Source organism: Thomasclavelia sp. (assembly GCF_017889095.1).
Taxonomy (GTDB): Bacteria; Bacillota_I; Bacilli_A; order Erysipelotrichales; family Coprobacillaceae; genus Thomasclavelia.
The window spans coordinates 1-8323 of the sequence record NZ_JAGHEW010000294.1 but is presented as its reverse complement, the minus strand read 5'-3'; the positions used below and the strand labels follow the sequence as shown (position 1 = coordinate 8323).

At 31.0% G+C, this 8323-nt stretch carries 11 protein-coding genes; 5 read left to right on the top strand and 6 right to left on the bottom strand.

Going from position 1 to position 8323, the window contains the following annotated elements; translation table 11 throughout:
- The 3 genes from J7M77_RS13055 to J7M77_RS13045 all read right to left on the bottom strand — a co-directional run.
- Nucleotides 1-221 (bottom strand): family 1 glycosylhydrolase (locus J7M77_RS13055; protein WP_296879285.1); only part of this gene is annotated, 221 nt, incomplete at its 3' end.
- A gap of 7 nt (nucleotides 222-228) precedes the next feature.
- Entirely contained in the window at nucleotides 229-1080 is an 852-nt protein-coding gene (locus tag J7M77_RS13050; protein WP_296879283.1) for a MurR/RpiR family transcriptional regulator, read from the bottom strand.
- A gap of 339 nt (nucleotides 1081-1419) precedes the next feature.
- The gene (locus J7M77_RS13045) at nucleotides 1420-3078 is read right to left on the bottom strand and encodes a Na/Pi cotransporter family protein (RefSeq protein WP_296879281.1); all 1659 of its coding nucleotides are present in this window, start codon (nucleotides 3076-3078) and stop codon (nucleotides 1420-1422) included.
- A gap of 272 nt (nucleotides 3079-3350) precedes the next feature.
- Here J7M77_RS13045 and queD point away from each other — a divergent pair, with 272 nt between their 5' ends.
- Genes queD through queF form a run of 5 tightly spaced genes read left to right on the top strand, consistent with a single transcriptional unit; the run spans nucleotide 3351 to nucleotide 6171 of the window.
- Nucleotides 3351-3776: a 6-carboxytetrahydropterin synthase QueD gene (queD, locus tag J7M77_RS13040; RefSeq protein ID WP_296879279.1), complete on the top strand. Its 426-nt coding sequence runs from the start codon at nucleotides 3351-3353 to the stop codon at nucleotides 3774-3776.
- On the top strand, nucleotides 3769-4431 hold the full coding sequence (gene queE / locus J7M77_RS13035; protein WP_296879277.1) for a putative 7-carboxy-7-deazaguanine synthase QueE: 663 nt from the start codon (nucleotides 3769-3771) through the stop codon (nucleotides 4429-4431). The genes queD and queE overlap by 8 nt, the downstream gene beginning before the upstream one ends.
- Before the next feature lies 1 nt (nucleotide 4432).
- Complete coding sequence (gene folE, locus J7M77_RS13030) at nucleotides 4433-4999, top strand: GTP cyclohydrolase I FolE (RefSeq protein ID WP_296879275.1); 567 nt, start codon at nucleotides 4433-4435, stop codon at nucleotides 4997-4999.
- Between the two features lie 10 nt (nucleotides 5000-5009).
- Nucleotides 5010-5705 (top strand): 7-cyano-7-deazaguanine synthase QueC, encoded by a 696-nt coding sequence (gene queC, locus J7M77_RS13025; protein WP_296879274.1) that lies wholly within the window; start codon nucleotides 5010-5012, stop codon nucleotides 5703-5705.
- The gene (queF, locus tag J7M77_RS13020; RefSeq protein WP_296879272.1) at nucleotides 5695-6171 is read left to right on the top strand and encodes a preQ(1) synthase; all 477 of its coding nucleotides are present in this window, start codon (nucleotides 5695-5697) and stop codon (nucleotides 6169-6171) included. Before queC ends, queF begins: the two co-directional genes overlap by 11 nt.
- A 293-nt stretch (nucleotides 6172-6464) precedes the next feature.
- Here the strand turns inward: queF and J7M77_RS13015 are convergent, their stop codons facing one another.
- The 3 genes from J7M77_RS13015 to J7M77_RS13005 form a co-directional block, all read right to left on the bottom strand.
- The gene (locus tag J7M77_RS13015; protein WP_296879270.1) at nucleotides 6465-6956 is read right to left on the bottom strand and encodes an RloB domain-containing protein; all 492 of its coding nucleotides are present in this window, start codon (nucleotides 6954-6956) and stop codon (nucleotides 6465-6467) included.
- Nucleotides 6953-7120, bottom strand: a complete 168-nt coding sequence (locus tag J7M77_RS13010; RefSeq protein WP_296879268.1) for a hypothetical protein — start codon at nucleotides 7118-7120, stop codon at nucleotides 6953-6955. The genes J7M77_RS13015 and J7M77_RS13010 overlap by 4 nt, the downstream gene beginning before the upstream one ends.
- Nucleotide 7121: 1 nt before the next feature.
- Nucleotides 7122-8323: ATP/GTP-binding protein (locus J7M77_RS13005; RefSeq protein WP_296879266.1), on the bottom strand; the 1202-nt coding region annotated here is incomplete at its 5' end.

The window sequence follows — 8323 nt, the reverse complement described above, 5'->3', positions numbered from 1 at the left end:
CGTTTAGGATATAGTGATTCATCATCAGTAGCTAAAGCCGCTTCAATATCCTTACTGGTAATTTCATTATGTTTAGCGTAATCCTGAACATCTACATCTAAATGTGAACGAGCACAGTCAGAAACCGAAATACCCTTTCCGCCTTCCTTCCAGCCACCTTCAACCTGATTGGCTGCTGTTGCTCCACCCCATAAAAATCCTTCCGGGAAACTTCTTGTCATCTTGTCCTTACCATCCTTTTCTTTCTTTTTCCATTGTTTTTTCTCTTTTATTTAATTCGTCATATTTTGTGGATAAAATACAACTCATGATAATATCTAAAATATAAATTGTTGACATTGAAAAGACCGTATTTGAATAAGTTAGAGTTGAAGGCGTTGTTTTTATTAATAGCGTTTCATCACAAAGCTTAGCTAACTTATCACTTTCTCCAGCTCCACAAATACATAATGTTTTATGCTGATATCTTTTCAATCTTTTGGCAATATCTAAAATTGCCGGATTTTTTCCAGTATGCGATATTAAAATATTAAATGGCTTGTTATTAGTTAACTGATTTCGTTTCATATATTCCCAATGAGCACAATTAAAAGCATGACCGTCAATCCCTACATCCATTAATTTATAACAAGCGATATTAGCAATATCAAAGTTTAATCCATTTCCATAAATATCTACACATTTTGAAGTTTTAATATAATTTACACATCGAATTAGCACATTACGATCAAGATAACTTTTTGTTTGTTCAAAAATTTTTGTATACAGCAAAGGCACTATATCAATGGTATCATCAATGCTCATGTCTTTAGAAATTGGTTTTTTTGATAAAGCCTGATTTAATTTAACCATTTGCGAATATTCGCTAGCATAAATCACTTTAAAATCTAAATAACCATTAATTCCTGTCCCTAATTTCTGACACAAACGAATAACTGTTGAAGCACTTGTATAACTAGCTTTAGCTAACTGTGTAGCATTCATGTTTAACACTGCATCAGGATTAGCTAGAACATAATCAACCACTGCCTGCTCTTGTAAAGTTAAATTTGATAATGATTGCATTTTATCTATGATCATTTTTATTCACCCAACTATATTTTAAACAAACCATAATCTTTTTTCAAAATATTTATCAATAAGAAAAGAAACTTTTATAAAACATTAGGGAGGATAAAATAAATATCTTTAAGTTTGTTTATTACCCGTCCGCCACACTTTAACTTTACTAATAATCTTGATTTTAATAAGCCAATTTATTCTTTCACCTTCTTTTTTAGCACCTTATTTTTAAACATATTTTACAAAAATACAAACTTTATTCAATTATTATCAAAGCAATTGGTGGATGATTGCAGTTATTCTTATAAATAGATTATATTTTTGAAATATTTATTCAAAAAAACAGACTAGTTAAACCTAGTCTGCACTCATCATTGTTAATTCTTCTTTAATTTTATCAAAAGCAGCTGCAATATTTAAACCATGATCACCAATTCTTTCAAAATCAATCAAAGTTTCCGTAAACAAAGCACTATGTTCTGGGGTACATTTTTTATCACGTAATCTTCTTAATTGATTTAACGAGAATTTACGAGCTACTTCATCAATATTTTCTTCAATTACATCAACTTTTTCAATGATATGGCGAAGCTGTTCTCTTTCTAAGACATTTAATTTACTTAATATTTTCTTCGTCATTTCATTCATTTTCGTAATTTCTTCCATTGCTTCATCAGAGAAATGCTCATTATTTTCATATAAGCTTTTAGCCCTTTGAGCAATATTAATAGCATGGTCACCTACTCGTTCAAGATCTCCTGCTGTTTTTAAGAATAATCCAATTGATTGTGATTCTTCAACTGGGAATTCTGAAGAAATCGCTGTCGTTGTATATTGAATGATTTCTTTGTTTAAATAATCAATATATTCTTCATATTTTAAAATGTTTTCATATTTACTTTCATCATAATCTGTGATCAATTCAAAAGCCTGCTGCACATTTTTTTGAACTGTCGCTAACATATTTTGTGTTTCGTTAAATAACTGACGATTTACAATCGCACTACGACCAATATAATAATCATTAGTAAATACTGATGGATCCAAATATTTTACTGCCATCTTGTCTTCTAAACCTTCTTTTTCAGGTAAAATTAGATATGTAAGTTTAACTAAATAAGCACCAAATGGAAGTAAAAGAATTGTGGTAACAACATTAAATACTGTATGCACATTAGCAATTTGCCCTGGTATATTACTTGGTGTAAGTGATGCCATAAAACTTGCAAATGGCGTAACTAAACTAATTATTACAAATATGATTGTCCCAATGATATTAAATGATAAATGAATAATCGTTGTTCTTTTAGCGTTTCTACCTGTCCCAATACTAGCTAATACCGCTGTAATACAAGTTCCGATATTTTGTCCAAATAAAACATAGATTGCTGAATCTAATGTAATAACACCGCTTTTTGCCAGTGCTTGTAAAATCCCTACTGAAGCTGATGAACTTTGGATCAAAGCAGTAAATCCAGCTCCAACTAAAATACCAACTAATGGATTTTTAAATGTTGAAACGATTTCTACAAATGCTGGTGAATCTCTAAGTGGCTCCATTGCCCCTGACATTATTTCCATTCCCATAAACAAGATTCCAAGACCACCGATGATTGTTCCAAAAGCATCAAGCTTTTTGCTTTTGAAAAAAGCAATTAATGCAACACCAATAAAAGCTATTAATGGTGCTAAGGCCGTAATATCAATAGCGATCAATTGTCCCGTAATCGTTGTACCAATATTAGCACCCATAATAATCCAAACTGCTCGTTCAAGCGACATTAATCCCGAATTGACAAAACCAACAACCATAACTGTAGTTGCTGATGATGACTGAATAACTGCTGTAATTAACGCACCCACGGCAACACCAATAAAACGATTGGCAGTTAATTTTTCCAAGATTGATTTCATTTTGTTTCCAGCAGCTAGTTCTAGGCCGTTAGACATCATCGTCATCCCGTATAAGAATAATGCCAACCCACCTAATAAACTAAATATATCAGTAAGTTCCATCTTTTTTCCCCCTTTACAAACGTTACTTTAACATAAAATTAACATAAAGCAAATATTGTTAACAAATTCTTAACTTTTCTTTACATTTTTTTGCTTATTTCTACCTTTCCATCCCTTGACAAATCACTAAAATCAATTAAGATTAACGTAGACAGTTCGTTTGTACCATCCTGTCTTTAAATAAAACTAGGGCATACTTTTTTATATTGTTGTTAAAAGTAGGCTTGAGTACGCCTACTTTTTTTATTGATGGTATGAGATTGGAGGAAAAAATGTATTATTTAAAAACTAACCAAAGTTTTGACAGCGCTCATTTTCTTCATGGTTATCAAGGTAAATGTGCTAATATTCACGGTCATCGCTGGAAAGTGGTGGTAACGATCAAAAGCCAAACATTACAAACTGATGATCAAAATGAAGGAATGATCGTTGATTTTAAAGACTTAAAAAATGATTTAAAAACAATTACTGATCATTTTGATCATGCATTAATTATTGAAACAGGCAGTTTATCAAATAAACTGTATCAGGCTTTAATTGATGAAAACTTTCGCATCATTACTTTACCATTTCGTCCAACCGCTGAAAATCTAGCTAAACATATTTATCAGTTATTAGCTGACAAATACACTCTTGATTGTGTTGATGTCTATGAAACTCCTAATAACTGTGCTAGTTATCGAGGTCATGATGAATAAGTATCCAGTAGTTGAAAAGTTTGTCAGCATCAATGGTGAAGGCAGCCGCAGTGGTCAGCTTGCTGTTTTCATCCGTTTTAAAGGCTGTAATTTAAATTGCAGTTATTGTGATAGTCAGTATGCCAATAGTCAAGATGCTGTATTTACTACTTTAAGTGATGAAGAAATTATTAATTATTTAAATGAAACCAAAGTTAAAAATGTCACTTTAACTGGCGGTGAACCTTTATTACAACCAAATATCAACACTTTAATTTCTAAATTAATTGCTTTAAATTACTCAGTTGAAATCGAAACTAACGGTTCGGTAGATATACAACCATTTATCAACGAAACCAGACCGCTATTTACCCTCGATTATAAACTACCATCAAGTAATATGGAAGCAACGATGAAACTAAGTAATTTTGATTATTTAGAAAAAGATGATGTAGTTAAATTTGTCGTGGGAAATAAAGAAGATTTAAATCGCGCTAAAGCGATCATCGACCAGCATCAATTAACTACTAAAGCTAAAGTTTATTTTAGTCCCATCTTTAATCAAATTGATCCTCAAGAAATTGTTGTATATATGATTGAAAATAATTTAAATGATATTACTTTACAATTACAAATGCATAAATATATTTGGGATCCTAATTTAAGAGGTGTCTAAAATGATTGATACGAAAAAAATAGAAAAATGTATATATGAAATTATTGAAGCTTTAGGTGATGATCCTAACCGTGAAGGCTTAGTTGATACGCCTAAACGAGTAGCCAAGATGTATCAAGAAGTTTTTGCGGGAATGAATTATAGTAATGAAGAAATTGCAAAAATGTTTGATAAAACCTTTAGTGATGATCTTGATTTCGCTAATCAGGAAATTGTCGTTGTTAAAGATATTGATATTTTTAGTTATTGTGAACATCATCTAGCATTAATGTATGATATGAAAGTTACTGTTGCCTATATTCCTAGCGGCAAAGTAATTGGCTTAAGTAAAATCGCTAGAATTGCTGATATGGTTGCCCGTAGATTACAGTTACAAGAAAGAATTGGCAGTGATATTGCTAAAATCATGGAAATGATTACTGGCAGTCAAGATATTGCTGTAATCATTAATGGTAAACATAGCTGTATGAGTGCTCGAGGAATTCAAAAAGTAAACACCTCGTCGATTACCAGGACACTAACCGGCCGTTTTAAAGACGATCCTAGTCTACAAATTTATTTACAGTAAGGAGAATATGATGAAAGCATTAGTATTATTTAGTGGCGGTTTGGATTCTACTACCGCACTTGCAATGGCAATTAATGAATATGGAAAAGATAATGTAATTGCTCTTTCGATCAGTTATGGCCAGAAACATAACAAAGAAATTGAAGCTGCTAAAAATATTGCCAACTATTATAAGATAGAACATTTATATTTAGATTTAGCCAAGATCTTTGTTTATAGCGATTGTTCTTTATTAGATCACTCTAATCAATCCATCCCGCATCAAAGCTACACTAAACAATTAGAAAATAATGAAGGAAAACCTGTATCAACTTATGTTCCTTTTAGAAATGGTTTATTTCTTTCAAGTGCTGCCAGTATCGCTCTTTCTAAAAAATGTGATGTTATATATTATGGTGTTCATAGTGATGATGCAGCTGGTAATGCCTATCCTGATTGTAGTGATATTTTTAATGAAGCGATGAATCAGGCTATTTATGAAGGCAGCGGTCACCAGCTTTACATCAAAGCCCCTTTTGTAAACCTCAGCAAAGCCGATGTCGTTAAAATCGGATTAGAATTGAACGTTCCTTATCAATTAACCTGGTCATGTTATGAAGGAAACGAGCAGCCATGTGGTAAATGTGGCACTTGTTTAGACCGCCAGGAAGCATTTTTAAAAAACGGAGTCGTTGACCCCTTATTAGGAGGAAAACATGAACGATAACTTAACCTTACTAGGAAGTAAAAATACCATCTATAAAGATGATTATGCCCCAGAAGTATTGGAAACATTTGACAATAAACATCCTGACAATGATTATTTTGTTAAATTCAACTGTCCCGAATTTACTAGCCTATGTCCCATTACAGGACAACCAGACTTTGCTACGATCTACATTAGTTATGTACCTAATAAAAAGATGGTAGAAAGTAAATCATTAAAACTTTACTTATTTAGTTTTCGTAATCACGGTGATTTTCATGAGGATTGTATCAATATTATCATGAAAGATTTGATCAAACTAATGGATCCAAAATATATTGAAGTTTGGGGTAAATTCACTCCTCGTGGTGGTATTTCAATCGATCCTTATTGCAACTATGGTAAAGAAAATACTAAATGGCAAGAGATTGCTTTTAATCGCTTAGCCAATCACGATCTTTATCCTGAAAAAATTGATAATCGCTAAAAAAGTTGTCTAGCAACCAATATCATTAAGTTAAGATGTCAATAATTTAACCGGGAGTTATATAGAAAATATATTTACTCCCGGTTTTATTTTTATTCAAGCTAAAAAAGTGTAGTTTTAAAACTATATCTATCAAGGGTTAAAATAAATATGTTAGTTATATCTGTAGTTAAAATATACGACGGTCTTTGGCCTGACATGTCGCCTGTATTTTCTACCAGGTCAACTTGGCAAAACCTCTTTAGCTATCAGGTTCTCTACAGGTGGATTCTTTCCATTCAATTCCTTCCTTTCTATATTAAATTGCAGTCTTTTAATATTTTTTCAACAACTTCCCATACCATCAAAGAAGGATTTTCCCTATAAAAACTATAACCTTTATATCTTTGCAACTGATATCCATTAGCCTGATTAGATTGCATAATATGTTTTGATCGTTCTATAGCTTTTTTTACATCATCAATGTTTAACTGTTCTAAACAACTCTTAAAATGATCATAATGCTTATAATCATCCATGCTTAAAAAATGCTTGTTATACGCTCTATTAATTGAATTAATATATTGCTTCCTATCAGTTTTTGGACCATTACAATCCATTTTATGTAATATAATCCATAAATCAAATGTAAAATTACTATAGCCAAATTTATAAACTATATTCTTTCCTATACTGGAAGCCTTTTTCAAATTATCAATAGTCCGCTTAAATTGCTGAACATGAAATTCATCATTACTTTCGTAATCTGATAAATGCCAAATTTCCGTTTTGCTTGCAATAGTCATTTTTTCGCACGTCTATATGGATCTTTTTCCACTTTGCAGTCAATTGCTACTTTATAGCGAGATTCAGCCAATTCATTAATACGATCTCTTAGCCACTCAAGATACCACTTTTCAGTTTCACCTTCGACACTGAAATAATATTTATTAGTATATTTTTTTACCATATCAATCCTCTCTTTTTTTAGAAATCAATTCTCTAAATACAGGAGAAAAATCTATATCAGAGATTGCACCATATCGTGAAATAAAGTAGTTTTTCATATAATCTTCATTTTTTCTTACACCACTTGTACCTGAAGTTCCAAAATCCGATAAAGAATATAAATCACTTTTAAAATTATCTTCATCTCTTTCAACAAACTTTATTTCATCTCTTCTAAACAGGTTAGAATTCAAAAAAATAGGATTATGTGTATCAAAAATCAACTGCGCATGATTAATGTTGATCTCATCGTCATGAAATATATTAATAATATTCATCAAAGCCATAGGATGAATGGAAGCATCAAATTCATCTATAACTAACGTTCCACCTGTATACATAGCTTTTATAACCAGAGGAAATAAATTGATAAATCTTATCGTTCCATACGACTCAAATGTCTTAGCATTAATGATAACTTTCTTATCTGAACTTTGATCATCTAAAACAGAACATAATTTTGTTTTTTGATCTTCATCTGAAACCATATAACCTACTGCATTTGAGTTTAAACCAAATATTTTAGCTGCTTCATTAGTTGTTTTTTCAACATAGAATCCTGGAGAATCTGTATCTTCAAATCTACGAATTAGCTCGATAGCGTTTGCCTTATATATAACCATGAATTTATTTTTAAACCAGTTTTGTATCAATTCAACTATTTTTCTGGAAATAATCAACTTAAAACCATTCATTAAAAATAGTTCACTATCATTAAGACTGTTAAGTAACACATCATGCAAATCAATAGATTCCTTAAAATTTATATCTAGTAATTCAGATATTTTTTTAGAATAATTTAATTCAAAACTCTCAAGACTACGATCAAATATCTTTTTTCCATTAATCCTTAATATTTCTCGTTCAATATATCGCTTAAAATCTTTTTCTAAAAAGAAACCAACGTTCATTGAAAATGAGTATTCTATATGATACCCTTTCTCAGTAAATGAAATAAAAAACTTAACAGGTTTTCTTTCTGTAAGTTTATTATTAGGAATCAACTCCAGATAATTAGCTGCTGCATTTGGATAGGAATCATTAACATTTAATATATTTCCTCTAAGTACTATAGATCTCATAGTATCCATAGCACCTATGATATTCGTTTTTCCAGAAGCATTTGGTCCATAAATAACAGATGAACATATTGCATTGATTTTCT